This is a genomic window from Candidatus Dormiibacterota bacterium (assembly GCA_036495095.1).
Lineage (GTDB): Bacteria > Chloroflexota > Dormibacteria > Aeolococcales > Aeolococcaceae > CF-96.
Map to the genome: position 1 here is coordinate 14,953 of DASXNK010000113.1, position 25,900 is coordinate 40,852.

General features: G+C 73.9%; 24 protein-coding genes, 1 tRNA gene and 1 pseudogene. 20 read left to right on the forward strand and 6 right to left on the reverse strand.

Annotation, left to right across the window (positions count from 1 at the left end; genetic code table 11):
- Nucleotides 1-106 precede the first annotated feature (106 nt).
- The 10 genes from pyrB to VGL20_12445 all read left to right on the forward strand — a co-directional run bounded on the left by pyrB (nt 107) and on the right by VGL20_12445 (nt 13,969).
- Nucleotides 107-1,048 carry an aspartate carbamoyltransferase gene (gene pyrB / locus VGL20_12400; GenBank protein HEY2704483.1) on the forward strand — a complete coding sequence of 314 codons (942 nt, stop codon included), beginning with the start codon at nt 107-109 and terminating at the stop codon, nt 1,046-1,048.
- The gene (pyrR, locus tag VGL20_12405; protein HEY2704484.1) at nt 1,045-1,656 is read left to right on the forward strand and encodes a bifunctional pyr operon transcriptional regulator/uracil phosphoribosyltransferase PyrR; all 612 of its coding nucleotides are present in this window, start codon (nt 1,045-1,047) and stop codon (nt 1,654-1,656) included. Before pyrB ends, pyrR begins: the two co-directional genes overlap by 4 nt.
- Complete coding sequence (gene pyrC, locus VGL20_12410; protein ID HEY2704485.1) at nt 1,653-3,005, forward strand: dihydroorotase; 1,353 nt, start codon at nt 1,653-1,655, stop codon at nt 3,003-3,005. Before pyrR ends, pyrC begins: the two co-directional genes overlap by 4 nt.
- Nucleotides 2,998-7,464, forward strand: a complete 4,467-nt coding sequence (carB, locus tag VGL20_12415) for a carbamoyl-phosphate synthase large subunit (GenBank protein ID HEY2704486.1) — start codon at nt 2,998-3,000, stop codon at nt 7,462-7,464. Before pyrC ends, carB begins: the two co-directional genes overlap by 8 nt.
- Nucleotides 7,461-8,327, forward strand: a complete 867-nt coding sequence (locus tag VGL20_12420; GenBank protein ID HEY2704487.1) for a hypothetical protein — start codon at nt 7,461-7,463, stop codon at nt 8,325-8,327. Before carB ends, VGL20_12420 begins: the two co-directional genes overlap by 4 nt.
- Nucleotides 8,324-9,283: a dihydroorotate dehydrogenase gene (locus VGL20_12425; protein HEY2704488.1), complete on the forward strand. Its 960-nt coding sequence runs from the start codon at nt 8,324-8,326 to the stop codon at nt 9,281-9,283. Before VGL20_12420 ends, VGL20_12425 begins: the two co-directional genes overlap by 4 nt.
- Before the next feature lie 43 nt (nt 9,284-9,326).
- Complete coding sequence (locus VGL20_12430; protein ID HEY2704489.1) at nt 9,327-10,748, forward strand: ABC transporter substrate-binding protein; 1,422 nt, start codon at nt 9,327-9,329, stop codon at nt 10,746-10,748.
- Between the two features lie 186 nt (nt 10,749-10,934).
- Complete coding sequence (locus VGL20_12435; GenBank protein HEY2704490.1) at nt 10,935-12,530, forward strand: ATP-binding protein; 1,596 nt, start codon at nt 10,935-10,937, stop codon at nt 12,528-12,530.
- Nucleotides 12,527-13,171 carry a response regulator transcription factor gene (locus VGL20_12440; GenBank protein HEY2704491.1) on the forward strand — a complete coding sequence of 215 codons (645 nt, stop codon included), beginning with the start codon at nt 12,527-12,529 and terminating at the stop codon, nt 13,169-13,171. The genes VGL20_12435 and VGL20_12440 overlap by 4 nt, the downstream gene beginning before the upstream one ends.
- Before the next feature lie 84 nt (nt 13,172-13,255).
- The gene (locus VGL20_12445) at nt 13,256-13,969 is read left to right on the forward strand and encodes a response regulator transcription factor (GenBank protein HEY2704492.1); all 714 of its coding nucleotides are present in this window, start codon (nt 13,256-13,258) and stop codon (nt 13,967-13,969) included.
- Here VGL20_12445 and VGL20_12450 read toward each other — a convergent pair.
- Nucleotides 13,930-15,102 carry a hypothetical protein gene (locus VGL20_12450; GenBank protein ID HEY2704493.1) on the reverse strand — a complete coding sequence of 391 codons (1,173 nt, stop codon included), beginning with the start codon at nt 15,100-15,102 and terminating at the stop codon, nt 13,930-13,932. The two genes, VGL20_12445 and VGL20_12450, sit on opposite strands and share 40 nt — an antisense overlap.
- A gap of 336 nt (nt 15,103-15,438) precedes the next feature.
- Here VGL20_12450 and VGL20_12455 point away from each other — a divergent pair.
- From VGL20_12455 to VGL20_12470, 4 genes and pseudogenes are all read left to right on the forward strand, one after another.
- Nucleotides 15,439-16,270: pseudogene (locus tag VGL20_12455) on the forward strand (EAL domain-containing protein).
- Nucleotides 16,271-16,517: 247 nt separating this feature from the next.
- Nucleotides 16,518-16,588: transfer RNA gene (locus tag VGL20_12460), tRNA-Lys, on the forward strand.
- A gap of 67 nt (nt 16,589-16,655) precedes the next feature.
- A complete protein-coding gene (locus tag VGL20_12465) occupies nt 16,656-16,931 on the forward strand; it encodes an AbrB/MazE/SpoVT family DNA-binding domain-containing protein (protein ID HEY2704494.1) in 276 nt (91 codons plus the stop codon).
- Nucleotides 16,928-17,323, forward strand: a complete 396-nt coding sequence (locus VGL20_12470; protein HEY2704495.1) for a type II toxin-antitoxin system VapC family toxin — start codon at nt 16,928-16,930, stop codon at nt 17,321-17,323. The genes VGL20_12465 and VGL20_12470 overlap by 4 nt, the downstream gene beginning before the upstream one ends.
- Before the next feature lie 135 nt (nt 17,324-17,458).
- Here the strand turns inward: VGL20_12470 and VGL20_12475 are convergent, their stop codons facing one another.
- Both VGL20_12475 and VGL20_12480 read right to left on the reverse strand, forming a co-directional pair.
- Complete coding sequence (locus VGL20_12475) at nt 17,459-17,662, reverse strand: hypothetical protein (GenBank protein ID HEY2704496.1); 204 nt, start codon at nt 17,660-17,662, stop codon at nt 17,459-17,461.
- Between the two features lie 48 nt (nt 17,663-17,710).
- Nucleotides 17,711-18,046: a hypothetical protein gene (locus VGL20_12480; GenBank protein ID HEY2704497.1), complete on the reverse strand. Its 336-nt coding sequence runs from the start codon at nt 18,044-18,046 to the stop codon at nt 17,711-17,713.
- Nucleotides 18,047-18,211: 165 nt separating this feature from the next.
- Between VGL20_12480 and VGL20_12485 the strand changes: the two genes are divergently transcribed.
- Nucleotides 18,212-18,412, forward strand: a complete 201-nt coding sequence (locus tag VGL20_12485) for a DUF2934 domain-containing protein (GenBank protein HEY2704498.1) — start codon at nt 18,212-18,214, stop codon at nt 18,410-18,412.
- A gap of 75 nt (nt 18,413-18,487) precedes the next feature.
- Here the strand turns inward: VGL20_12485 and VGL20_12490 are convergent, their stop codons facing one another.
- On the reverse strand, nt 18,488-19,456 hold the full coding sequence (locus VGL20_12490; GenBank protein ID HEY2704499.1) for a sigma-70 family RNA polymerase sigma factor: 969 nt from the start codon (nt 19,454-19,456) through the stop codon (nt 18,488-18,490).
- A 245-nt stretch (nt 19,457-19,701) separates the two neighbouring features.
- Here VGL20_12490 and VGL20_12495 point away from each other — a divergent pair, with 245 nt between their 5' ends.
- The 4 genes from VGL20_12495 to VGL20_12510 are packed head-to-tail and all read left to right on the forward strand — an operon-like array spanning nt 19,702 to nt 23,060.
- The gene (locus VGL20_12495; GenBank protein ID HEY2704500.1) at nt 19,702-20,409 is read left to right on the forward strand and encodes a GGDEF domain-containing protein; all 708 of its coding nucleotides are present in this window, start codon (nt 19,702-19,704) and stop codon (nt 20,407-20,409) included.
- Nucleotides 20,410-20,413: 4 nt separating this feature from the next.
- Entirely contained in the window at nt 20,414-20,908 is a 495-nt protein-coding gene (locus VGL20_12500) for an FABP family protein (protein HEY2704501.1), read from the forward strand.
- Complete coding sequence (locus VGL20_12505) at nt 20,905-21,684, forward strand: lysophospholipid acyltransferase family protein (protein HEY2704502.1); 780 nt, start codon at nt 20,905-20,907, stop codon at nt 21,682-21,684. The genes VGL20_12500 and VGL20_12505 overlap by 4 nt, the downstream gene beginning before the upstream one ends.
- A gap of 59 nt (nt 21,685-21,743) precedes the next feature.
- Nucleotides 21,744-23,060: a UDP-glucose/GDP-mannose dehydrogenase family protein gene (locus tag VGL20_12510; protein HEY2704503.1), complete on the forward strand. Its 1,317-nt coding sequence runs from the start codon at nt 21,744-21,746 to the stop codon at nt 23,058-23,060.
- Between the two features lie 6 nt (nt 23,061-23,066).
- On the opposite strand, the gene VGL20_12515 is transcribed toward VGL20_12510, so the two are convergent.
- Together VGL20_12515 and VGL20_12520 are read right to left on the reverse strand one after the other, a co-directional pair.
- Entirely contained in the window at nt 23,067-23,474 is a 408-nt protein-coding gene (locus VGL20_12515) for a hypothetical protein (protein ID HEY2704504.1), read from the reverse strand.
- Between the two features lies 1 nt (nt 23,475).
- Complete coding sequence (locus VGL20_12520) at nt 23,476-24,087, reverse strand: hypothetical protein (protein HEY2704505.1); 612 nt, start codon at nt 24,085-24,087, stop codon at nt 23,476-23,478.
- 146 nt (nt 24,088-24,233) lie between these two features.
- Between VGL20_12520 and VGL20_12525 the strand changes: the two genes are divergently transcribed.
- Nucleotides 24,234-25,760, forward strand: coding sequence for a glycosyltransferase family 2 protein (locus VGL20_12525; protein HEY2704506.1), 1,527 nt, complete (start codon nt 24,234-24,236; stop codon nt 25,758-25,760).
- Nucleotides 25,761-25,900 lie beyond the last annotated feature (140 nt).

A 25,900-nucleotide genomic window follows, 5' to 3' on the forward strand; every position in this document is an offset into this window, starting at 1 on the left:
TCCGGAGAGGCCGGCAAGGGGATCGTGGCGCCGCCGCCGGCGATCCGGCCACGCTGCGCCGCGCGCCTCTCTGCCGTCCCGCCTCGCCGGCGGAGGAGGGCAGACGATGGTGACCACGGCCCAGCCCCGCCTCCTCGACCACGTCGTCAGCGCGCACCAGTTCGACCGCGACCTCCTCGAGCAGGTGGTCGAGCGCGCCGCCGCCCTGGACGGGGTGCGGGACCGCCGGCTCGAGGGCCGCATCATGGCCACGCTCTTCTACGAGCCCAGCACCCGCACCCGGCTCTCCTTCGAGTCGGCGATGGTGCGGATGGGCGGCTCGGTGATCGGCACCGAGGCGGCGCGAGAGTTCTCCAGCGCCATCAAGGGCGAGACCCTCGAGGACACGGTGCGCATGGTGGAGGCCTACGCCGACGTCATCGTCCTCCGTCACGACGAAGCCGGGGCGGCGGCCCGCGCCGCCGCGGTGGCGAGCGTGCCCATCGTCAACGCCGGCGACGGCCCCGGGGAGCACCCCACCCAGGCGCTCCTCGACCTGGTCACCATCCACCGCGAGCTGGGCCGGGTGGACGGCCTCCACGTGATCCTCTGCGGCGACCTCCGCCACGGCCGCACCGCGCGGTCGCTGGCGCTGCTGCTCACCCTGTACCAGGGGGTGCGGATCACCATGGTGGCGCCGCAGGTGGTGCAGATGGAGCCCGACATCCTCGGGCTGCTGCACTCCCGCGGGGTGCCGTACAGGATCACCGACAACCTCATCGAGGCGGTCGCCGACGCCGACGTGGTCTACCAGACGCGCATCCAGAAGGAGCGCTTCGCCGATCCCGCCGACTTCGGCCGGGCCCGCGGCGACACCCGCATCGACGCCCGGGTGATGGCGCGGCTGCCCGCGGCGGCGATCGTCATGCACCCGCTGCCGCGGGTCGACGAGATCCACCCCGAGGTCGACGCCGACCCCCGCGCCGCCTACTTCCGGCAGGCGCGCAACGGGGTGGCGGTGCGGATGGCGCTGCTGGAGATGCTGCTCGGGGAGAACCTGCCCGGATGACCGGGTCGCCGCCGGGGGCGTCGTCCCGCCTGCTCGACTCGGCCGAGCTCAGCCGCGCGGTGCGCCGCCTCGCCCACGAGGTGCGCGAGCGCCATCCCGGGCTGGCCGGGGTGGTGCTCGCCGCGGTCTGCGACGGCGGCATGCCCCTCGCCCGCCGGCTGCGCGACCAGCTCGCCGAGCTCGGCGAGCCGGAACCGCCGCTCCTCGCCCTCGACGTCCGCGACTACCGAGACGACCGGCCCCGCCCCGCCCGGCCGGTCGCCGGGGCGCTCCGCCGGGTGCCCCCGGCGGGCGGCGGCGGTGGCGCGCTCGAGCCGGCGCGGGTCGAGGCGGCCACGGTGGTCCTGGTCGACGACGTCATCCACACCGGGCGCACCCTGCGGGCGGCGCTCGATCTGCTCGCCGACCACGGCCGGCCGGCCGCGGTGGAGCCCCTGGTGCTGATCGACCGCGGCCACCGCGAGCTGCCGGTGCGCGCCACCTACGTGGGCCGCAACCTGCCCGTGGCCGCCGGCTCCTGGGTGGAGGTGGTCTGGGACCCGGCGGGGGCGGGGGCCTGGCTGGTGGAGCCGCAGCCGGCCACCCCGGGTGGGGGGCCGCCGGCGTGACCGTGCTCAACGTCGTCCTCCGCGGCATCCGGGTCATCGACCCGCTCGCCGGACGAGACCAGGTGGACATGGACGTCTGGCTGCGCGGCGGGCGGATCGAGGCGATCGAGCGCCGGATCCGCACCGACCAGGTGCCCACCCTCGACCTCGCCCGCGCCCCCGGCCTTCCCGAGGTGGTGCTCTGCCCCGGCTTCATCGACCTCCACACCCACCTGCGCGAGCCCGGCGGCGAGGACGCCGAGACGGTGAGCAGCGGCGCCGAAGCGGCCGCGGTGGGGGGCTTCACCCAGCTGGTGGCGATGGCCAACACCCGCCCCCCGGTCGACAGCCCGGAGCGCCTCGCGGACGCCCGCCGGCGCGCCCGCCAGGCCCCGGTGCGGGTGCTGAGCGCCGCCGCGGTCACCACCGGCCTGCGCGGCCGCGAGCTGGTCGACACCGCCGCCTGCGCGGCGGCCGGCGCCGCCGCCTTCACCGACGACGGCCGCAACGCGGCGCCGACCCGGCTGCTCGCCGAGGCGCTTCGCGCCGCCGCCGAGGTCGACCGGGTGGTGCTGGTCCACCCCGAGGACGAGTCGATGGTGGCCGCCGCCAACCCCGACGTGCCCTCGGTGATCCGCTGCCCCCACCGCCCCGCCGAGTGCGAGGTGGTGGCGGTCGAGCAGGCGCTGCGTGCTCTCACCCAGGCGGGTCGCGGCCGGCTCCACCTCCAGCACCTGTCCTGCGCCGGCTCGCTGAACCTGCTCCGCACCGCCCGCGAGCTCGACTTCCCGGTGACCGCGGAGGTGACCCCGCACCACCTGGCGATGTGGCTGCCCTTCGAGCGCGAGCCCGACCCCCCGGCGCTCCGCAAGGTGAACCCGCCGCTGCGCACCGAGCAGGACCGCCGCGCCCTGGTGGAGGCGCTCCGCGAGGGCGTCCTCGACGCCGTCGCCACCGACCACGCCCCCCATCCCGCCGAGGACAAGGTGGGCGACTACGCCGACACCGCCCCGGGGATGATCGGGCTGGAGACGGCGCTCGCCACCTGCCTCACCCTGGGCGGGATGGGCGGCTCCTGGCTGCCGGTGCTGGTCGAGCGGCTCACCGCCGGCCCCTGGCGGGTGCTCGGCGCCGCCGCCGGGCTGCGCGAGCCGCGGCTGCGCCTGGCCCAGCCCTGCAGCTTCACGGTCTTCGACCCCGACCAGGAGTGGGTGGTCGGGTCCGAGCCGCTGCGCTCGCGGAGCGGCAACACCCCGCTGCTCGGCGTGCCGCTGCGCGGACGGGTGCTGCTCACCGTCTCCGAGGGAGCCATCGTCCACCTCTCCCCGTCACTGGAGCTGCCGGGGCTCACCGCGGTGCCGGGTGGCTGAGCGGGGCCGGCTGGCCCTGGAGACGGGGCGCTGCTTCGAGGGCGTCCTGTTCGGTGCCGAGGTGTCCGAGGCGAGCGGGGAGGTGGTCTTCAACACCTGCATGACCGGCTACCAGGAGGTCGCGACCGACCCCTCCTACGCCGGCCAGGTGGTGGTGATGACCCATCCGCTGATCGGCAACTACGGCTGCCGTGACGAGGACGCGGAGTCGGCGCGGGTGTGGGCGCGCGCGATGGTGGTGCGCGAGCTCTCCCCGCAGATCGGCCACCCGCTCGGCGAGCGCAGCCTCGACGAGGAGCTGCGCCGCAACGGCGTCCCCGGCCTGCGCGGGGTCGACACCCGCGCCCTGACCCGCCACCTGCGCGACCACGGCACGGTGCGGGCGGTGCTCGCCCCGGCGGCGGTGATGAGCCCCGAGGAGCAGGTGGCGCGGGCCCGCACCGCGCCCCACGTCGGCGACCAGGACCTGGTCGCCGAGTGCACGCTCCGCGAGCCGTGGATGCTCTGGGAGGAGCCGCTGCACCCCACCCTGGAGCGCGCGCTCCGCGCCGCCGGCGGGGTCGGCGCCTTCGCCGGGGTGCGGATCGTCGCCGTCGACCTCGGGGTGAAGCGCAACAGCCTGCGGGCCCTGCGCAGCCGTGGCGCCGAGGTGGTGCTGGTGCCCTGCGACGCCACCCTCGACGACGTGCTCCGCCACCGGCCCGCAGGGGTGATGCTCTCCAACGGCCCCGGCGACCCGGCGGTGCTCCCCGGGGCGGTGCGCCTCTGCGCCGCCCTGCTGGAGCGGCGCGTCCCCCTGCTGGGCATCTGCCTCGGCCACCAGGTGCTCGGCCGGGCGGTGGGCGCCACCACGTCGAAGCTCAAGTTCGGCCACCACGGCGGCAACCACCCCGTCCACGACCTCGCCGGCGGCGGCGTCTTCGTCACCTCGCAGAACCACGAGTTCCAGGTCGACGGCGGCTCGATCCCCGAGGGATCGGGCTGGTACGTGAGCGAGCGCAACCTCAACGACGGCAGCGTCGAGGGGTTGCGCCACACCAGCCAGCCCGCCTTCTCGGTGCAGTACCACCCCGAGGGCGCCCCCGGCCCTCAGGACCGCGCCGCCGTGTTCGACGAGTTCCTGTCGATGGCGGCAGGAACGAGCGGGCCGGCGGTGGTGGTGCGGACGGCACCGGAGCCCGGGCCCGCCACCGACCCGCCGCGCTGCGTGCTGGTGGTGGGCAGCGGCCCGATCGTCATCGGCCAGGCGGCCGAGTTCGACTACGCCGGCACCCAGGCCTGCCGCGCCCTCCGCGAGGAGGGCATCCGGGTCGTGCTGGTGAACAGCAACCCGGCGACGATCATGACCGACGACGACAGCGCCGACGCCGTCTACGTCGAGCCGCTCACCGTGCCCGTGATCGAGCGGATCATCGAGCGGGAGCGGCCCGACGGCCTGCTCGCCACCCTCGGCGGCCAGACCGGGCTCAACCTCGCCATCGCCCTCGACGACGCCGGCGTGCTCGAGCGCCACGGGGTGCGACTCCTGGGGACGCCGCTCCGCGCCATCCGCGCCGCCGAGGACCGTGAGCTCTTCAAGCGGCTGCTCGTCGAGATCGGCGAGCCGGTGCCGGCGTCGGCGACGGTGTCCTCCCCGGCGGAGGGGCGGGCGGTGCGCGAGCAGCTGGGGCTGCCCCTGGTGGTCCGCCCCGCCTTCACCCTCGGCGGCACCGGCGGCGGGATCTGCGAGAGCGAGGCCCAGTACACCGAGACGGTGGCCTCCGGGCTCGCCGCCTCGCCGATCGGCCAGGTGCTGGTGGAGCGCTCGCTGCTGGGCTGGCGCGAGCTCGAGTACGAGGTGATGCGCGACGCCTCGGGCACCTGCATCACCGTCTGCAACATGGAGAACCTCGACCCGATGGGGGTGCACACCGGCGACTCCATCGTGGTCGCGCCCTCCCAGACGCTCACCGACCGCGAGCACCAGCAGCTGCGCAGCGCAGCGCTGCGGATCATCAACGCGCTGGAGATCGCCGGCGGCTGCAACGTGCAGTTCGCCCTCGCCCCCGACTCCCACGAGTACTTCGTCATCGAGGTGAACCCGCGGGTGTCGCGGTCCTCGGCCCTCGCCTCCAAGGCGACCGGGTATCCGATCGCGCGCGCCGCCGCGAAGATCGCCGCCGGCCGGCGGCTCGCCGAGATCACCAACCCGGTCACCGGGCAGAGCTGCGCCGCCTTCGAGCCCGCCCTCGACTACTGCGTGGTGAAGATCCCGCGCTGGCCCTTCGACAAGTTCCCCGAGGGCGACCGGCGGCTCACCACCCAGATGAAGTCGACCGGCGAGGTGATGGCGATCGAGCGCTCCTTCGAGGCGGCGATGGTGAAGGCGATCCGCTCGCTCGAGCAGGGCCGGCCGGATGCCGCCCAGCTGGGCTCGGCGGTGCTGATCGACGCCCCCAACGACCGCCGCCTCTTCGCCATCCTCGAGGCGCTGCGCCGCGGCGTCCCCGTCGCCGAGCTTGCGGCGCGCAGCGGCTACATGCCCTGGTTCGTGGAGCGGCTCGCCACCATCGTCGTCGCCGAGGAGCGGCTGCGGACCGAGGGCCTGGAGGCGAGCGCGCTCACCGCCGCGAAGCGGCTGGGCATCGCCGACGCCCGCATCGCCGAGCTCTGCTCGGTGCGGGCGGCGGCGGTGCGCGGCGCCCGCGAGGCCGCCGGGCTGGTGCCCGTCTACCGCTGCGTCGACACCTGTGCCGGCGAGTTCGAGGCCTCGACGCCGTACTACTACTCGACCTTCGACGAGGAGGACGAGGGGCCCGCCGGCACGGTCCGCGAGAGCGGCGACGCCGGCCCGGTGGTGGTGCTCGGCTCGGGGCCGATCCGGATCGGCCAGGGCATCGAGTTCGACTACTGCAGCGTCCAGGCGGCGCTGGCGCTGCGCCGCCGCGGGGCCGAGGCGGTGATGGTGAACAGCAACCCGGAGACGGTGTCCACCGACTTCGACTGCAGCACCCGGCTCTACTTCGAGCCCCTCGACGAGGAGGCGGTGGCCGGTGTCATCGCCGCCGAGCGTCCCCGGGGCGTGGTGGTGCAGTTCGGCGGCCAGACCGCCATCAACCTCGCCGCCCCGCTGACCGCGCGCGGGGTGACCCTGCTGGGGAGCGGGGTCGACGCCATCGACGCCGCCGAGGACCGCCACCGCTTCGAGGCGCTGCTCCGCACCCTCGACATCCCCCAGCCCCCCGGGGCGGCGACCGTCGATCCGGTGGAGGCGCTGGCGATCGCCGACCGGATCGGCTTCCCGGTGCTGGTGCGGCCCTCGTACGTGCTCGGCGGACGGGCGATGGAGGTGGTCCACGGCCGGGACGCGCTGGAGCGCTACCTGGTCGCCGCGATGGCCGCGGTCCCCGACCAGGACAACGGGCGCCGCGGCACCGTGCTCGTCGACAAGTACCTGCTCGGCACCGAGGTGGAGGTCGACGCCATCTGCGACGGCGAGGCGGTGGTGATCCCCGGGATCATGGAGCACGTCGAGCGCGCCGGCGTGCACAGCGGCGACTCGATGGCGGTGTACCCCGCCGCCCTCGACCCGGAGGTGCGCGCGCAGGTCGTCGACGCCACCACCCGGATGGCGCTGGCGCTCGGGGTCCGCGGCCTCTGCAACGTCCAGTACGTGGTCCATCGCGGCCGGGTGCACGTCATCGAGGTGAACCCCCGGGCGTCGCGCACGGTGCCCTTCCTCAGCAAGGTCACCGGGGTGCCGATGGTCGAGCTCGCGGTCCGGGTGATGCTCGGCGAGACCCTCGCCGGCTGCGGCTGGGAGGGGGGCGTGGTGGCGGAGCGGCCGCTGGTGGCGGTGAAGGCGCCGGTGTTCTCGATGGTCAAGCTCACCGCCGTCGACAGCGTGCTCAGCCCGGAGATGAAGTCGACCGGCGAGGTGATGGGGGTGGACGTCGACCTCGGCGCCGCCCTCGAGAAGGCCTTCCTCGCCACCCTCGGGTCACTGCCGAGCAGCGGCGGCGCGCTCTGCAGCATCGCCGACGCCGACAAGCCGGAGGCGCTGCCGGTGCTCGCCCAGCTCAGCGGCCTCGGCTTCACCCTCTACGCCACCGAGGGCACCGCCGCCACCCTCCGCGACGCCGGCATCAGCGCCGTCACCGTCGGCAAGCTCGGCAACGGGCGCCCCAACGTCATCGACGTCATCGAGGACGGCCGGGTGTCGCTGGTGATCAACACGCCGTCGGGCGTCCAGACCGACGAGCTCCGATTCGACGCCAGCTTCGACGGCTCGGCGCCGCGGAGCGTGAAGGACGGGTTCCTCATCCGCCTCGCCGCGGCGCGGCGGCGCATCCCCTGCTGCACCTGGCTCGACACCGCCGCGGCGCTGGTCAACGTGATGAGCCGCCACCACGCCGGCGAGCAGATCGCCGTCGCCACGGTGCGCGGCTACCGCGACGGCACCGTCGCCGCCCGCCGGTGACCGCGGCGGCGGCGGCCCGGCTCTCCGACCTCGGCCGCGCCGCCGACGAGGGCGGCGAGGTGGTGGGGGTCGAGCACCTCGGCGGCGGCCTCGTCGAGCTGTCGGTGCGCCTCCCGCACCTCGCCGCGGCCGCCCGGCCGGGCGAGTTCGCCCAGCTGCGCTGCGGGCCGCCGCCGCTGCCGCTGCTCCGCCGCCCCTTCAGCGTCGCCTGGGTGGACGGCGAGGTCTGCGCCTTCGTGTTCGAGCCGGTGGGGGAGGGTACCCGGCGGCTGGCCGCGCTCCGCGCCGGCGACCCCCTCCAGTCGCTGGGGCCGCTCGGCACCGGCTTCACCCTGCCCGCTCGCGGCCGGGTGGTGTGCGTCGCCGGCGGCCTCGGCTGCGCCCCCTTCCCGCTGGCGGCGCGACGGGCCCGGCAGGCGGGCGCCGCGGAGGTGGTGGTGCTCAATGGCGCCGCCTCGGCGGAGCGGCTGTACCCCGCGGAGCGGCTCTCCCGCGGTGACCCGGGGATCCGGGTGGTCGAGGCCACCGACGACGGCAGCCGCGGCCACCGCGGCCACGTCACCGACCTGGTGACCGGCGAGCTGGGCGGCGCCGCCGTGCTCTGGGCCTGCGGGCCCAACCCGATGCTGGTCGCGCTCGCCGCGGTGCTCGGCGGGGCCGGCGTCGCCCTCCCGCCGGTCGTCGAGGCCTCGCTCGAGGCGCCGATGGGCTGCGGCTTCGGCACCTGCCTCGGCTGCGCCCTGCCGGTGCGCGACGGCGCCGGCGGCCGCTTCGCGCTCTGCTGCCGCGAGGGCCCGGTGATGCCGGTCGACGCCGTGGACTGGGAGGCGCTGGCGGCGCTGCCGCCGGCGCACGTCGCATGACCCGGCTCGACCTCGGCGTCGACCTCGGCCGGGGGCTGGTGCTGCCCAACCCGATCGGCGTCGCCAGCGGCACCTTCGGCTACGGCTTCGAGTTCGAGCAGCTGGTCGACATCCAGCGGCTGGGGGCGATCTGGACCAAGGGCACCACCCTGCTGCCCCGGGCGGGGAACCCGCCGCCGCGGGTGGCCGAGACCACCGGGGGCATGCTGAACAGCATCGGCCTCCACAACCCCGGCGTCGAGCACGTGGCCACCGTCTACGCGCCCCGCTTCGCCGGCTGGCGGGTGCCCGTGGTCGTCAACGTCGCCGGCGGCGGCCTCGAGGAGTACGTGGCGGTGGTGCGCCGCCTCGAAGGCGTCCCCGGCGTCGCCGGCATCGAGCTGAACATCTCCTGCCCGAACATCGCCCACGGCCTCGACTTCGGCCGCGACCCCGCCGCCGCCGCCCGGGTGGTCGAGGCGGTGCGGGCGGTCACCCGGCTCTGCCTGGTGGTGAAGCTGAGCCCGAACGTCACCGCCATCGCCGAGGTCGCCCGGGCGGTGGAGGCCGCCGGCGCCGACGCGATCAGCGCCGTGAACACGTTCGTGGGCATGAAGGTTCACCTCGGGGTGCGCCGGCCGGTGCTGCCCCGCGGCGGCACCGGCGGCCTCAGCGGGCCGGCGATCAAGCCGCTGGCGCTCGCCGCGGTGGCGGCGGTGCGGGCGGCGGTGCGGGTGCCGGTGGTGGGCGTCGGGGGGATCTCCGCCGCCGCCGACGCGCTGGAGTTCTTCGTGGCCGGCGCCGACGCCGTCCAGGTGGGCACCGCGAGCTTCGCCGACTGCGGCGCGGCGCTCGAGGTGCTCGAGGGCTGCGTCGCCTACGCCGCCCGCCACCGCCTCGGGCGGCTCACCGAGCTGCGCTGGACGCCTCCCTCCGATCGCGTCGAATCACCCCCGACGCCGACGTCGGTACGATGACCGTGTCCTCCGTGTACCACCGGGGGGCGGACGGAGGGAAGCGATGCAGGTGCGCGAGCGGGTCGCGGTGGTGCTGATCACCCTGAGCGTGGTGGCCACCCTGGTCCTCGGCGGCGCCGCCGCCTACGAGCTGGGGCGGAGCAACGCGGAGCCGGTCAGCGTCGTCCAGAGCCTGCCCGGCACCAGCACCGGTGCCGCCACGGGCGGGGCCCAGGACTCCGCCGGCCTCCCCGCCAGCGGCCAGGGGACCGCCGCCTCGGGCGGTGCGGTGGGCGGCGGAGCCGCCGGCGGCGGCGCGGCCACCTCGACGGGCCCGGTCGCCGCGGCACCGCGCGCGGCGGCGCCCGGCGCGGCGGCGGGGCGTCCCGCCTCGGCCCCGGCGGGCGTCGCCAACGGGGTGATCACCGTCGGCGGGATCTTCGACGAGACCGGGCCGCTCGACACCACCACCCACCGCGACACCGTCCGCGCCTACTTCAACATGGTCAACGCCGCCGGCGGCGTCAACGGCTACAAGCTGCAGCTGATCGACTGCGACTCGGCGTTCGACCCCACCCGCGCCCACCAGTGCTCCGACCGGCTGATGAACCAGGGCATCCTCGCCATGGTGGGCTCGCTGTCGGTGAGCGGCGAGCAGGCGGAGGTGCCCTACATCACCTCCAAGGGCGTCCCCGTGATCGGGGGCCTGGGCCTCCCCGCCGAGTTCCAGTCGCCGCTGTCGTACCCGGTGAGCATGAACATCCTCAGCGAGGGCGCCAACGCGATGGCCTCCCACGCCAGGGACATCGGCATCCAGCATCCCGCGATCCTGGTGGTGAACTCGCCGGCGTCGGCGCCGGGTGAGCAGGCGCTGATCGAGGCCCTGCACCGCAACGGCATCCAGGAGAAGAGCGCCGACCTGGTCGAGGCGACCAAGCCCGACTACACCGACATCGCCGTGAAGCTGCGCCTCGAGGGCGCCGACTCGGTGGTCGGCGTGCTCGACCCCTTCTCCTACGCTCGGATGTACCAGGCCTTCGACCGCCAGGGCTACCACCCCAAGGTCCTCGCCCCCGGCCTCGACAAGCCGGCGGCGGCGAAGCAGTACGGACCGGCCGTCTACGGTGCGGAATCGCTGACCTGGTACCTCGAGCCCGACGAGCACCTGAACTCGCCGGCGATCAGCGAGTACCTCAACACCGTGCAGCACTACTTCCCCAACCAGGTGGCCGGTCTCGACGTCTACACCGAGGGGGGCTGGATCGCCGCCAAGCTGTTCGTCGAAGCGCTGCGCCGGATCGGTCCGCAGCCGGTGACCGCGCTGTCGCTGGTGACCGCGCTGAACGGCATCAAGAACTTCGACACCGGGCTGACGGTTCCGCTCAGCTACTCGGCGGGCCCCTCCCACGACCCGAACCACTGCGTGCAGTGGATCCGCAACCAGCAGGGCACCTGGCACACCTACTCCAACTGGACCTGCTTCTGAGCCAGGCCCGGAGAGTTCGCGAAGTCGCTGATCGGGTCGTGCAAGCGGGCCGGGCGGTGGAGGGAGAGTTGCCGAACCCCCGAGGTTTGCTGCCAGGACCCATTTCCGAAAAACCATGAAATCGCACGCCGGGCGGCGTACCATCCCCGCCAGCGCCATGGCAGCAGCGGCGGAGCGAGGTTCGGCGTGAAACCGGTCGAGGCCACCTTCCGGGGTCTCCTGGAGGCGGCTCCCGACGCGATCCTGGCCGTCGACTCCGACGGGCTGGTCGTGTTCATGAATGCCCAGGCCGAACGGCTGCTCGGGTACGGCCGAGAGGAGCTCGTCGGCCGGCCGGTGGAGTTGCTGGTGCCGGAGGGCGCGCGCCGGGTCCATCCGTCGCATCGCAGCCGCTACGTCGGAGACCCCCGGCCGCGGCCGATGGGCGCGGGCACGGAGCTGGCGGCGCGGCGTCGCGACGGCACCCGGTTCCCCGCGGAGATCAGCCTCAACGCCCTGGAGAGCCCGGACGGGCCGCTGGTCGCCGTCGCCATCCGCGACGTGACCGAGCGGCTGCGGGTCCAGGCCGACGGCGAGCGGCTGCGGGCCGAGGCGGAGCGCCAGCGGTTCGAGAGCAAGCTGCACCAGTCGCAGCGTCTCGAGAGCCTCGGTCAGCTCGCCGGCGGCGTCGCGCATGACTTCAACAACATCCTCGCGGTCATCCTCATCTACACGGCGATGGTCGCCGAGGAGGTGAGCAGGGCCACCGCGCTGCCCGGGGGCGACCGCTGGGAGCCGGTTCGGGCCGACATCGCCCAGATCCAGAAGGCGGCGGAGCGCGCCACCGCGCTCACCCACCAGCTGCTCGCCTTCGGACGCCGCGAGGTGGTGCGCCCGCGGGTGATGAGCCTCAACCAGGTCGTCGCCGGGGTCGAGGAGATGCTCCGCCGGACCCTCGGCGAGCACGTCGAGCTGGAGGTGGTGCTCGCCCCCGACCTGGCGCGGATCATGGCCGACCCCGGACAGATCGAGCAGGTGCTCGTCAACGTCGCGCTCAATGCCCGTGACGCCATGGCCGGGGGCGGCCGGCTCACCATCGACACCGCCAATGTCAGCGTCCGTATGGGGGACCACATGGCGCCGCTCCAGGAGCCGGGCGACTACGCCCGGCTGCGCGTCAGCGACACCGGGGCAGGGATGACCGCCGACGTCCTCGAGCACGCCTTCGAGCCCTTCTACACCACCAAGCCGAAGGGGGAGGGCTCGGGCCTCGGCCTGGCGACCGTGTACGGCATCGTCACCCAGGCCGAGGGAACCGTGCGCATCTACTCGGAGCCGGGGATCGGCACCACCTTCTCCGCGATGTTCCCCGCCACCGAGGCGATCGCGGCGTCCCCGGAGCTCGCGTCCGCGGCACCGGCGCAGACCGCCGGCGGAGAGACCGTCCTGGTGGTGGAGGACGAGGAGGCGATGCGCGAGGTGACCCGGCGGATCCTGGCGCGCAACGGCTATCAGGTGATCACCGCCCGTGGTGGTGAGGACGCGCTCGCCATCGTGCGCGCGCACGATGGGCGCATCGACCTACTGCTCACCGACGTGGTGATGCCGCAGATGCTCGGCAAGGAGGTGGCGGAGCGGGTGGCCGCTCTGCTCCCGGGGCTGCGCGTCCTCTACATGTCCGGGTACGCCCACCCGGTGCTGACCTCGCAGGGAACCCTGGCGGAGGGGGTCACGCTTCTCGAGAAGCCCTTCTCCGCGCCGGTGCTCCTCGCCAAGGTCAGGGAGGCCCTGGACGCCGGGTGACCGACACGCGGATCCGGGTCCTCCTCGTCGACGACCATGCCATGGTCGCCGAGGGCTTCCGCCGGCTGCTCGACGCCACCGAGGACATCGAGGTGGTGGGGGTGGCGGGCACCGCCGCCGCGGCGGCCGACGCGGCCACCGAGCATCGTCCCGACGTCGTGCTGATGGACTACCGGCTGCCGGACGGCCCCGGGACGGCGGCCGCGGCACGGATCCGGGCCGAGGTGCCCGGAGCCCGGGTGATCATGCTCACCGGCAGCGACGAGCCAGAGGCCCTCCGCGCCGCGCTCGCCGCGGGGTGCGTGGGCTACCTCGAGAAGACGGGCCCGCTCGACCGGCTGCCGGCCGCGATCCGGGCGGCGGCGGCGGGCGAGACGGTGATCTCGCCGCACCACCTCGCCCAGCTCTCCCGCGGGCCCGGCGCCGCAGCGCTGCGCCAGCACACCCTGACCCGGCGCGAGCTGGAGATCCTGCGCCTGGTCGCCGAGGGGATGTCCAACCAGATGATCGCCGACGCCGCCGTCGTCAGCATCCACACCGTCCGGACGCACATCCAGGCGATCCTCGAGAAGGTGGGCGCGCACTCGAAGCTCGAGGCGGTCACGATCGCCCGCCGGCAGGGGCTGCTCGGCCCCGACTGAGCACGGGCTACTGCATGCGCACTAGCCGAATCTCGTACGAAGGGGCGTTGTGAGCACGGCGAGGCGGCCCCAGTCTTCCTCACCATGAGAACCGCAGCCGCCACGGTCCTGATCGTCGAGGACGATCCCGCCAACCGAGCCGTCCTGCGGATGGCCTGCCAGGGTGCCGGCCTCGAGGTCGTCGAGGCCGCCACCGGGACCGCCGCGGTGGAGATGGCGCGCGATGCCGAGCCGGACATCGTGCTCGTCGACCTGAGCCTCCCCGACATCTCCGGGCTGGACGTCTGCCGCCGCCTTCGCGCCGCGGCGATCACCGCGCCGCTCGTGGTGGTGAGCGGCTCCACCGACCTGGTCGACGTCGTCGTCGCCCTCGAGATCGGCGCCGACGACTACGTGCGCAAGCCGTACCCCATCAGCGAGCTGCTCGCCCGGCTCGCCGCCCATCTGCGCCGGTCGCGCAACGCGACCCGCCCGAACCCCGTCCGCGGCGTGCTCGAGTATCAGGGTCTGAGCATCGACCTCGGACGGCGGCGCGTCCACCGTGACGGCACCGAGGTCCGCCTCAGCGGGGTGCAGTACCAGCTGCTCACCCTCCTCGCGGCGCGCCCGGGCACCGTGGTTCCGCGCAACGAGTTGCTCGAGGTGCTGCGCCCCGGAACCGACCGTCGCACCGTGGACGTCCACATCCACCGCCTGCGCCAGCGCCTCGCGGACCGCCCCGAGACCACCGGGTACATCACCGCGATCACCGGCGTCGGCTACCGCTTCGACGCCGCCGCCGGCGCGGCTGCCGCCTGACCGCAGACGTGTTCATGACCACCGCCGTCATCGCACCGCTGCGCCGCGCGGCGGCGGCGCTTCCCGAGGGCCGGGGGCTGGAACCCGAGGCGTGGAGGAGGCGCCACCGCGTCATTCTCGGCGTCCTCTGGCTCCACGTCGTGGCGCTGCCGCTGTTCGGCATCGCGCGCGGATACTCGACCGGCCACGGCCTCACCGACACCGCCCCGGTGGCGCTGCTGGCGCTGGCGGCGCTGCAGCCGCGCGGTGGTCAGGTGCTCCGCTCGGTGCTCGCCGCACTGGGGCTGATGGCCTGCTCCGCGGTGCTGGTCCACCTCTCCGACGGCGCCATCGAGGCGCACTTCCACTTCTTCGTCATGATCGGGCTGCTCTCGGCGTATCGGGACTGGGTCCCGTTCCTCTTCGCGCTCGCCTTCGTGATCCTCGAGCACGGGCTGATGGGGGTGATCGACGCCCGCTCGGTGTACGACGGGATCGACGAGGTGCTGCATCCCTGGCGCTGGGCACTCATCCATGGTGGCTTCGTGCTCGCCGCGGCCGCGGCCAACGTCTATGCGTGGACCACGAGCGAGGAGGACCACCGGCGCGCCGTCGCCGAGTCGCGGCGCAGCGAGGAGGCCTTCCGGGCGCTCTTCGAGTGCAGCCCGCAGCCGATGTGGGTCTACGACGTGCGGACGCTGGGCTTCCTCGCCGTCAACGATGCGGCGATCACGCACTACGGGTACTCGCGCGACGAGTTCCTCGCCATGAGCATCCTCGACATCCGGCCGGCCGAGGATGCGGGCCGGGTGCGCGAGCGGGTGCGCCTCGCCAGCTCGGGCGCCGCCGGGGTCTGGGAGCACCGCCTGCGCGACGGCCGGAGCATCCAGGTCGAGATCTCCTCGGAGCAGCTCGCCTTCTATGGTCGCGACGCCAAGCTGATCGTCGCCCACGACATCACCGACCGCCTGGCGCTGGAGGGCGAGCTGCACCATCGCGCCTTCCACGACACCCTCTGCGGACTGGCCAATCGCGAGCTGTTCCACGACCGGCTGGGTCACGCGCTGGCGCGGCTGTCGCGACAGGGCCGGCCGCTCGCGGTGCTCACCCTCGACCTCGACGACTTCAAGGGGATCAACGACAGCCGCGGTCACGACGCCGGCGATCAGGTCCTCCGTGAGGTGGCGCGCCGTCTCAAGGACGCGGTGCGGCCGGGCGACACCGTCGCGCGCATGGGCGGGGACGAGTTCACGGTTCTGCTCGAGGAGGTCGACGTGGTTGCGGCGGAGGCGATCGCCGCCAGGATCGCCGCCGCGTTGCAGGAGCCCATCCTGGTGCAGGGTCAGGAGATCTGGGTCACGACCAGTGGTGGTCTATCGGTCTCCTCGGGGTGGAGTTGCGCCGAGCACGAGCTGCTGCGCGATGCCGACGTCGCCCTGTACGCAGCCAAGTCGGCCGGCAAGGGGGTGATCGAGACCTTCACGCCGGCGATGCGGGACAGCGGCGAACTGCACGACATCGAGCTTGCCGCCCGGCTGCGTCAGGCGTTGGTGCGCGGCGAGCTCTTCCTCGAGTACCAGCCGGTGGTCCGGCTCAGCACCGGCGGCGTCCGTGGCGTCGAGGCGCTGGTGCGCTGGCGCGACCCCGAGCGTGGCGTGGTCAGTCCCGCCGACTTCATCCCCATCGCCGAACACCGGGCTCATCGTCCCCCTCGGCGAGTGGGTGCTCGCCGAGGCCTGCCGTCAGGTGCGCACATGGGAGGCGGACGTGGTGGGCGGCGGCGAGCGGCTCGCGCTCTCGGTGAACATCTCGCCGCGCCAGTTGCGCGAGCCGGACTTCGTCGATCTGGTGACCCGGGTGCTCGACACCACCGGGTTCGACCCAGCGCAGCTCGTCCTCGAGCTGACCGAGAGCGCGGTGCTCGACGGGTTCGCCCGCTGCGTGGAGAGCCTCGAGCAGCTGCGTGCGCTCGGCATCCGTATCGCCATCGACGACTTCGGCTCGGGCTACTCGTCGCTCGGCTACCTGCGCGACCTTCCCCTCGACACCGTGAAGATCGACCGCCGCTTCATCACCGGCATCGGCGAGGACGCCGCGAGCCGCGAGCTGACCCTCGCCATCGTCCGGCTCGTCGACACCCTCGGGCTGCCCACCATCGCGGAGGGGATGGAGACCGCCGGCGAGCTCGACTACGTCCGCGCACTCGGCATCGACTTCGCCCAGGGCTACTTCCTCTCCCGGCCGCTCCCGGCGGCCGCGATGGCGCAGTTCCTCGCCGGCAGCCGGGTGGCGGAGCTGATGGAGCACGCCGCCGCCTCCTGACCTGGAACCGACGCCCGCCGTGTTACAACGGCAGAGGCAGGTGACAGGAGGGGTCCCCGTGCAGAAGCCACGTCTCGAATCGGTTCACCGACACCGTCGACGCGCTGTGGCGGGTGATCCGCGAGCACGGCATCACCCAGGAGGAGTGCGGCTGGCCGTGGGTTGGCTCACCGAGGCGGGGACGCAGCCCAACGAGGTCCCGCTGCTGCTCGACATCCTTCGTTCTTGCCAGAATCCCGGGCCCTACGCCCCCTTAGCTCATCGGTAGAGCAGCCGGCTTTTAACCGGTTGAGGGAGGTTCGATTCCTCCAGGGGGCAGCATCGAACGTGCCACAAGGCAAGTGTACGTGCCATGCTTTGAGATGTCATGCCAGAGCCGATCCGCGTGGGACCACAGGGACGCCTCGTCATCCCGGCGTCGCTCCGCCGCCTGATGGGTATCCACACCGGCGATGAGCTCATCCCGCTCGTCGAGGAGGGTCGGCTGATCCTGGCCACCCGCGAAGCCCTCCTCGCCGACCTCCAGGCGGAGTTCGCCGCCAGGGTGCCACCGCAGGTCAGCCTGTCCCAGGAGCTCCTCGCCGAGCGCCGCGAGGAGGCACGGCGGGAGGAGGAGCAGGCGCGCCCAGAGGAGGCGACCGGGACCCAGGGCTCGCCGTGACGGTCCCGGCCAGCGTCCTCGACGCCTCGGCCCTCCTCGCCTACCTCCAGCGTGAACCCGGTGCCGCCGACGTCGAGCCACTGATCGAGCGCGCGCGGATCTCGGCGGTCAACTGGTCCGAGCTCGTCCAGAAGTCTCTCGTGCGCGGCGTCGCCGTGGATCGCGTGGAGCGCCGCCTGCTGGCGCTGGGGCTCCTCATCGAGCCCTTCACGGCCGCCGATGCCGCTCTCGCCGCCGAGTTGTGGTCCATCACCCGCGCCGCCGGCCTCTCACTTGCGGACCGAGCCTGCCTGGCCCTCGCGCGGCGCCTGGGAGTGACGGCGATGACCACCGACGGAGCCTGGGCCCTGATCGCCGGCACCGCCGGGGTCACGGTCGGCGTCATCCGCTGATCGACCGCCACTGCCGCGGGAGAGCGAACGACGACGCTCACCGCGCACGTGCTCGACCAGGAGAGCTCCGTCCCAAACCGCTGCGACGGCGCCAAGCGCTGACAGAGCGCCGGAGGTCGCGGTGCTCCGGCGCTCTCAGTCGCCGCGCCGTGGCGGGCGCCGCCGGCGGGGAGGGCCGTGGCCATTGCCGTTGCCGGCGTTGCCGGAGGTGTCCTCGGGGCGGTACTCCTCGTGCTGGTACCTGCTGCCCTCGTCCTGGTTGCGGAGATACACGAGGAGCACGGCGCCGGCGACGGCGAAGAGCACGGCGGGCAGCAGGCCCAGGATGATGGCGTCCATGTCGAGCAGAGGCTACAGCGATCGGCCGGAAACGCCGCTCGGAGATCGTCAGCGCGGGCTGGCGGCCGGGGAGGGGTCCGGGGTGATCCCGGCGAGGCGGCACTGCGGCTGCACCAGCTGGGCGAGCCGGTCGCTGGCGGCGTACTCGGTGCGGCACCAGGTTCGGGCCTCGTCGCCGCAGCGGTGGAGCACGCCGCCGCCCATGGTGCTCGGCGCCAGCACGTTGACACAGCCGTTGGCCGACTCCCCGTAGCCGCCCCTGTGGGTCTCGGCCCAGGCGATCGTGCCCGCCGCCGACACCACCACGATCGCGGCGACCCCGCCGGCCACGCGCCGCTGGCGGCGCGTCCAGGGCGCCACTTCCCGGTAGGGGAGGCTGGGCATGGGCGCCATGATGCAGCATCGAGCTGGAGGACGGGACCCACGAGGCGCTGGACGGAGCCGTGACCCACGCCGAGGCGCATGGCTCTTCGGGGCGGTCCCCAGCCCGCATACTCCGGCTGGTCAGGCGGCATCCGGACGAGGGAGCGAGCAGGGTTGAGGGAGCGGATGGACCCGGCGGTCGAGGAGCGGATCCGCGCCCGGGCCTACGAGATCTGGGAGGAGGAGGGGCGCCCCGCCGGCCGGGACGTGGAGCACTGGATCCGGGCGGTGCTCGAGCTCGCCCGGGACGGCAACATCCGGCTGATGCCGGACGGCGTGCTCCAGACCGACGGCGTCCGCGACGACCCGCGGCGCGGCGGCAGCTGAGGCCGGGCCCGCCCGGATCGCCACGCGCGCACCCCCGAGCGGGGGACGCGCGTGGCGTCGGTGGACCGGCGCTGGTCAGCTGGCCAGCCGGTCGGGCACCTGCGGGTCGAGGGTGGCGGCGTAGCGCAGCCTGCAGCGCGCGCAGACGCCGAGGTGGGTGGTGACCCGGCGCAGCTGATGCGGGCGCATCGCCGCTGGGTCCTCCAGCAGGTGTGCGGTGGTCCGGCAGGCGGCGATTCCCGGCTGCGCACCCTCGAGGCGGAGGAATTCCGCCTTGAAGCGCTCCCGGGCGCGGTGGAGCAGGGTCTCGACCGCGCTGGTGCTGGTGCCCAGCCGGTCGGCGATCACGTGGTAGGGCATGCCGTGCAGCTCGCGGAGCGCGAGCACGGTGCGCTGCCGCGGCGGCAGCGTCGCGGCCACGTCCCAGACCAGGTTGCGGGTGCGCTGCAGCTCCTGGGCGGTCTCGGGCTGGCGGGTGCGGTCGCCGTCCGCCACCGACATCATCGCCAGCTCGGTCACGTCGCTGGCGGGCTCGAAGAGGCGCTTGCGCCGCCCCCTGCGGCGGAGCTCGTCATGGCAGAGGTTGACCGCGATCCGCTGGATCCACGACGAGACCCGGTAGCTCTCGTCGATCCGGTCGATGGTGCGCACGAACTGGAGGAAGGTGTCCTGGACGGTGTCCTCGGCCGCCTCCTCGGGCAGGTAGCGCAGGCACAGGTTGCGGATGCGGTCCCGGTACCGGCTGAAGAAGACCTCGAAGGCGCGCACGTCGCCGTTCCGGTAGGCGCGGATCAGGCTCATGTCGTCGTCGTCGGCCTGCGGCGCCGGTGGCACCGGCCGTGCCGGCGCGGCGCCCGGCGGCGGTGGCGGCAGCGTCACCACCCTCGGCACCGGTGTCCTGGTGGCGCGGGGCCGGCGTGCGACCGGCCGCGACACGGTGTCCGCCGCCGGTTCCCCGGCGGCGCTCGCGGTGCGCCGGCGAGCCGGCGCGGGCGTGGTGAGGACGTGGATCACGCCACTCACCATCGGGCTCTCCCCGATCATCTCTCTCCCCTCCCTGTTGCTCCGCGTCCCCGGCAGTACCTCGCCGTGACGCGCGCATAGAGAAGAGTACGACGACGCGTTCGACCTGTCTACTGGGTTGTGCCGTTTCGGTGCAATCTTGGTCCTCGAGGCTCTCCGGCGAGGCTCGGCTCGGGCGGACCGCAAGCACCCGAGCGATTGACGCGTTTCCAGCACGTGGCCTGCCTCGACCGTCCGTTCACCACCTTCCCCCGGGGGCCGCGCTCGTGACCAGCCGCGGGTCCTCCGGCTTCGGCGACCGCCCGCTCTCGGACGATCAGCTCCGCGAGGCCCTCGCCGCGTCGCTGGGCGTCGACGCCTCCGGACTTGCCCTGCTCAGCGGCCGCGAGGCGGCCACCGGGCTGGCCCGGCTGCGCGCCCTCCAGGACCGGGTGCGCGTCCTCGACGAGCAGGCCTCGACCGACGAGCTCACCGGGGTGCTCCGCCGCGGCGCCGGTATGGCCGCCCTCGAGCGCGAGATCGATCGGGCGCGCCGCTCCGAGGCCAGGCTGGTGGTCGCCTTCCTCGACGTCGACGGGCTGAAGCTGGTCAACGACCAGCACGGCCACGCCGCCGGCGACCGGCTGCTCTGCGACGTCGCCCTGGTGCTCCGCAGCCGGCTGCGCTCCTACGACCTGGTGATGCGCTGGGGCGGCGACGAGTTCGTCTGCGCCCTCTTCGGGGCCCAGACCCAGGGCGCCGAGCACCGCCTCGAGGCGGTGGCCGCGGGGATCGAGGCGGCCACCGGGGGACGGACGGTGAGCTGGGGGCTGGTGGCCCTCGAGGCCGCCGACACCGCCGCCACGATCGTCGGCCGCGCCGACGTCGCCCTCTACGAGCGGCGCCGCGCCGTGCTCCCGATGCCGGCCGCGGACGAGCCCGGGGTGGTGGAGGCGAACGGGGCTGCGGACCGCGACGTGGCTGGGGCACCATGACGGTGTGACCGCCCCGGCCCTCCACCCCGACCTCGCCCCGCTGGCGATGCTCCTCGGCGAGTGGCGGGGAGAGGGGAGGGGACAGTGGGGCCAGGGAGCACCCTTCGCGTACCGGGAGGAGGTGGTCTTCCGGCACAGCGGCAAGCCGGTCCTCGCCTACACCCAGCGCACCGTGGCGCTCGACGACGGCCGCCCCCTCCACGCCGAGATGGGCTACTGGCGTCCCGCCCCGGGCGGGGCGGTGGAGGTGACCATGGCCCACCCCACCGGCTTCGCCGAGATCGAGCTCGGCACCGTCGAGGGCGGACGGCTGCGGCTGGCCACCGCCTCCGTCGAGCGCACCCCCACCGCCAGGACGGTCACCCGGCTGGAGCGCGACCTCGAGGTCGACGGCGACTCCCTCCACTACGTGGTGCGGATGGCCACCGACGGCGGCGGCGCCGTCTGGCACCTGGAGGCGACGCTGCACCGTGCCCCCGCCACCGGCGAGGGCCGGTGACCACCGCCGCCGGCGGCCCCGAGGCGCCCCCCGCGGAGCGTGAGGCGCGGCGCGCGCAGCCCGTCCCGGCGGGCTTCCCGAGCCACTTCCCGGTGCGCGACGACGGCCGGCGGGCCTTCCGCTACACGGTCGTGGCCAACGCCGCCCGGCTCGGGGTGCGGCTCGCGCTCGGCCGCCACCTCCGCGTGCTCGGGCTCGAGAACCTCCCCGAGAAGGGCCCGCTGATCATCGCCAGCAATCACCTCAGCGCCCTCGACACCCTGATCGTCGGGGGCAACACCCCGGGCGCCAACTACGCCATGGCCAAGCGCGAGCTCTTCGGCAGGCGCCCGATCGCCTGGATGTGGGGCGGCTGCAACGTCTTCCCCGTCGACCGCCACACCGCCGACCGCTGGGCGCTGCGCACCTCCATCGAGGCGCTCGAGCGCGGCGGCCGGCTGATCCTCTGGGTGGAGGGAACCCGGGTCGAGGCTCCGGGGATGCAGCCCGCCGAGCCGGGGGTGGGATTCCTGCTCCGCCGGGTGCCGTGCGACGTGGTCCCGGTGGCGGTGTGGGGCAGCGAGAAGGCCCTGGTCAAGGGCCGCAAGCTGCCCCGCCGGGTGCCGGTCACCCTCCAGTACGGCAGGCCGTTCACCCCCGACCTCTCCGGTCCCCGTCGCGACCACCAGGGCGTCGCCGACCAGGTCGGGGCGCACATCGCCGCGCTCCTCCCCCCCGAGTACCGGGGGGTGTACGCCGAGGCCGCGGCCGCCCTCCTCGACCCCCCCGAGGGCTGAGCCGCAGCCCGATGCCCTGCGGCGTATGCTGGGTGCCGGTCCGCCTCAGGAGGTGATCGATGCCCCACCCTCCCCGCGACGAGGTGGTCTGCGTCGTCGGTGCCGGCTACGTCGGACTGGTCACCGGGGTCTGCCTCGCCGAGTCGGGGCGCACCGTCCACCTGGTCGAGATCGAGCCGCGCCGGCTGGAGCGGCTGAGCGCCGGCCGCTGCCCGATCCACGAGCCGGGGCTCGAGGAGATGCTCCAGCGGCTCCTCGCGGCGGGACGGCTCCACGTCACCGGGGACATCGCCGTCGGGGCGCGCGACGCCGGGGTGGTGATGATCGCGGTGGGCACGCCCCCGGCCGAGGACGGCGAGGCCGACCTCTCCCAGGTGCACGAGGCCGTCGCCAGCGCCGCCGCCAACGCCGCCCGCGGCGCGGTGATCGCGGTGAAGTCGACGATCCCGCCGGGGACGACGGCGAGCATGGTCTCCTCCCGCCTCGCCCCGGGCTTCCCGCTGGTGTCGTGCCCCGAGTTCCTCCGCGAGGGCTCGGCGATCCATGACTTCAACCACCCCACCCGCATCGTCGTCGGCGGCGACGACCGTGCCGCCTGCGAGCGGGTCGCCGCCCTCTTCGGGCACCTCGAGGCTCCGGTGATCATCACCGACTCGACCAGCTCGGAGATGGTGAAGTACGGCACCAACACCTTCCTCGCGCTGAAGATCTCCTTCATCAACGAGATCGCCCACCTCTGCGAGCTGACCGGCGCCGAGGTCGGGGCGGTGGCCGACGGCATGGGCCTCGACCCCCGGGTGGGCCGTGCCTTCCTCGACGCCGGGCTGGGCTTCGGGGGCTCCTGCTTCCCCAAGGACGTCCGCGCCCTGGAGGCGGCCGCGGCCGAGCACGGCCACAGCTTCTGGATGCTGAAGTCGGCGATCGAGGTCAACCTGATGCAGCGCCGCCGCTTCGTCGCCAAGGTGCGCGAGGCGCTGGGCGGCAGCGTCGACGGCCGGCGCCTGGCGGTGCTCGGCCTCGCCTTCAAGCCGGGCACCGACGACCTCCGCCAGGCGCCCGCCCTCGACGTCATCCGCCATCTCGAGCGGATGGGGGCGGCGGTCACCGCCACCGACCCCGCCGCCCTCGAGGGCGCCGCCCCGCTGCTCCCCGACACCACCCTGGTGGCCGACGCCTACGACTGCGTGCGCGGCGCCGACGCGGTGGTGCTGGTCACCGAGTGGCCCAGCTTCCGCCAGCTCGACTGGCGGCGGGTGGCGGCCAGCGTCGCCGGGCGGGTCGTGGTCGACGGCCGCAACTGCCTCGACGCCCCCCTGCTCACCGGCCTCGGCTTCGCCTACCACAGCGTCGGCCGGCGGGCGCTCCTGCCCGACTAGCGACGCCTACGCGAGGGTCCGACGCGCGGCCACCAGGGCGACCAGGGTCGGGGTCGCCGAGACGAGCACCACGGCGAGGCCGCGCCGGCTGAGGCCGCCGGAGCGGTACATCGCGGCGGTGAGGGCGAGGTCACCGGCCTGCATCACCGCGAGCAGGTCGAGCCAGCGCACGTCCACTTTCGGCTCGGCGGCCACCCGCAGCAGCCCGGCGCAGAGCACCAGGTCGCGGCAGCCGAAGAGCCGGGCCATGAACGCCACCCCGCGGCCCTCGGCCTCGAGCCCGACGGCGCTCAGGCCCAGCCGCGGGATCGCCATGCTGCCGGCGCCGACCACCATCCCGGCGGCTCCCACGAGGCGGACCACCGCGCGGGCCCGGCCGGGGTCGAGCCGTGGCAGCCGGGGCAGCCGTGGCACCCTACGAGCTCTCCTTGCGGGTGGTGCGGTCACGCTCCTCGGCGGCCGCGGCCTCCTCCCGCTGCTTCTCCTTCTCCCGCGCCGCCCGCCCCGCCTTGGCCTCCTCGTCGGTGCTCTCGAGGCAGACGAAGGCGACCACCTCCTTGGTGTCGGAGGCGCGGTCGAAGCGGATGATCGCGGTCTGGCTGAGCACCGTCTCCACCCGCCCCTCGGAGCCCACCGGGTAGTCGCCGATCGGCGTGCCGGTGCGCGGCCGGGTGTTCTGGATCAGCCGCACCCGCTCGCCGATGTTGAACGGCGGCTCCGGCTCCTCCTTGGCGCTGGGTGGCCGGCCCGGCGAGGGCCGGGCCGCGGGCCGCGCCGGCGCCGGCTTGGCGACCACGGCGACGACGTCGTCCTCGTCGATGTCCGCGGGAAGGTCGTCGTCGTCGGCGACGACGATCCCGACCTCGGCGTCGTCGGTGTCGTCATCGGCCGCGGCGACCTCGATGTCGGGGTCGTCGATCTCGGGCTCCGCCGCCTCGGCATCGTCCTCGGTCGCCTCGGCGCGAGGCGCCCGGGCGTCGTCGGGCTTGTCGGAAGTGCCCGTTGCGGGCTTGCGGCGTGTGGGCATGTGCAGGCTGTGGGGCTCGCGAGAATCAGTGGCGCCGATGCGGCAGGCTGGGGGAGGGGACCCGAGTGCCGGAGCATACGGGATGGGGGGGCCAGCACGGCCGTCCGCGGCCGTCCCCCGGCGGCCACGCCCCTAGAATCCCACCGATGATCGCTCGCCGGTGGCCCGTGTCGCTCTCCCCGGGCGCGCAGCGCCGCCTCCTCGAGATCCTGCCCGGTGCGCTGACCTGGCTGGTGCTGCTGTCTCCGGTGGCGGTCGCCTTCGCGATCCGGCTCAACGACCCCACCAAGCTGTGGGTGCTCGGCGTCGGCGCCATCCTGCTCGACTGCTACTGGTTCGTGCGCACCACCCTCACGGTGCGGTCGGTGCGGCGCTCGCTGCGGCGCATCGAGGCGACCGAGGCCACCGACTGGTGGGCGCACTGCCTGGAGATGGAGGTCCCGGAGGGAGCGCCGCACCCCACCGAGGTGGTGCAGTGCGCCCTCATCCCCACCTACACCGAGAGCTACTCGGTGCTGCGCGGCACCGTCGCCGCGCTGGCGGCGCAGAACTACCCCGACCGGCAGCGGGTGGTGGCGATCATCACCAGGGTCACCGACGTCGGCGGCTGGGAGAACGTCGCCCGGCTGCGCGAGGAGTTCGGCGACCGCTTCCTCGCGTTCCTCCACATCAAGGATCCGCTCCTCCCCGGCATCGTCGTCGGCAAGTCGGCGGCGATGGCCTACGGCGGCCCGGAGCTTCGCCGCGCCTGTGACGAGCTCGGGCTCGACCCGGCGAACACCCTGGTCACCGACCTCGACTCCGACTTCCGGCTCCATCCCCAGTACTGGGCGTACATCACCGCACAGTTCTGCGCCGCGCCCGACCGGCTCACCTCGATCTGGCAGCCGGTGCCGCTGTTCACCAACAACCTGTGGAAGGTGCCCGCGGCGGTGCGGGTGATGGCCACCGCCGCCACCCAGTGGCAGATGTTCCTCCACGACAACCCCCACCGGCTGGTGATGTTCTCGTCCTACACGATGCCGATGCGGCTGCTCACCGAGGTGGGCTACTGGGACAGCGACGTCATCCCCGAGGACTCGCGCTTCTTCTGGAAGTGCTTCTTCCGGTACGGCGAGCGGCTGCACGTGCGCCCCGCCTTCCTGACCGTGTGCGGCGACGCACCGAGGGCGCGTGACTACGCGAGCACCCACGTCTCCCAGTACAACCAGATCAAGCGCTGGGCCTGGGGGGTCACCGACATCGCCTACGTCACCACGCGCATGCTCGAGCACCGCGAGATCCCCTGGCGGCTGCGCGCCCGGCGCCTCGCCTACCTGGTGTTCAACCACCTGACCTGGACCACGCTGCCGGTGCTGCTCTTCTTCGGCGGCCTGCTCCCCGCCTTCATCGACCTCGACTACAGCCTCAGCACCGCGGCGCAGTGGATCAGCTACGCCACCGCCGGCATCCTCACCCTGACCCTGCTCAACACCCTGGTGCTGATCCATACCGACCGCCAGATGTGCGTCAAGCCGGCGGAGTGGCGGTGGTGGCGCCGCTGGTACGCCGACCTGCAGCTCTTCCTCTACCCGCCGGTCGGTCTGGCGCTCAGCGTGATGCCCGCGCTCGAGGCCCAGACCCGGCTGATGTTCGGCGCCTACATCGAGTACGTGGTCGCCGAGAAGGGCTGACAGAACGCGTCGATCGGACGTAACAGCGCGGTGGTGAACCGTGATCGGGATGTGAAGGTCGCGGACGGAGGCCGCTGCTACAACATCGGGGATGACGCCCCGAGAGACCGCCGCGACCGCTCTGCGCCGGGTCCGCCGCC

Coding starts and splice junctions, on each gene's coding strand:
- pyrB (HEY2704483.1), top strand. CDS start 107: ATGGTGACCACGGCCCAGCCCCGCCTCCTCGACCACGTCGTCAGCGCG.
- pyrR (HEY2704484.1), top strand. CDS start 1,045: ATGACCGGGTCGCCGCCGGGGGCGTCGTCCCGCCTGCTCGACTCGGCC.
- VGL20_12425 (HEY2704488.1), top strand. CDS start 8,324: ATGACCCGGCTCGACCTCGGCGTCGACCTCGGCCGGGGGCTGGTGCTG.
- VGL20_12430 (HEY2704489.1), top strand. CDS start 9,327: ATGCAGGTGCGCGAGCGGGTCGCGGTGGTGCTGATCACCCTGAGCGTG.
- VGL20_12445 (HEY2704492.1), top strand. CDS start 13,256: ATGAGAACCGCAGCCGCCACGGTCCTGATCGTCGAGGACGATCCCGCC.
- VGL20_12475 (HEY2704496.1), bottom strand. CDS start 17,662: ATGGACGCCATCATCCTGGGCCTGCTGCCCGCCGTGCTCTTCGCCGTC.
- VGL20_12480 (HEY2704497.1), bottom strand. CDS start 18,046: ATGCCCAGCCTCCCCTACCGGGAAGTGGCGCCCTGGACGCGCCGCCAG.
- VGL20_12485 (HEY2704498.1), top strand. CDS start 18,212: ATGGACCCGGCGGTCGAGGAGCGGATCCGCGCCCGGGCCTACGAGATC.
- VGL20_12490 (HEY2704499.1), bottom strand. CDS start 19,456: ATGATCGGGGAGAGCCCGATGGTGAGTGGCGTGATCCACGTCCTCACC.
- VGL20_12510 (HEY2704503.1), top strand. CDS start 21,744: ATGCCCCACCCTCCCCGCGACGAGGTGGTCTGCGTCGTCGGTGCCGGC.
- VGL20_12520 (HEY2704505.1), bottom strand. CDS start 24,087: ATGCCCACACGCCGCAAGCCCGCAACGGGCACTTCCGACAAGCCCGAC.
- VGL20_12525 (HEY2704506.1), top strand. CDS start 24,234: ATGATCGCTCGCCGGTGGCCCGTGTCGCTCTCCCCGGGCGCGCAGCGC.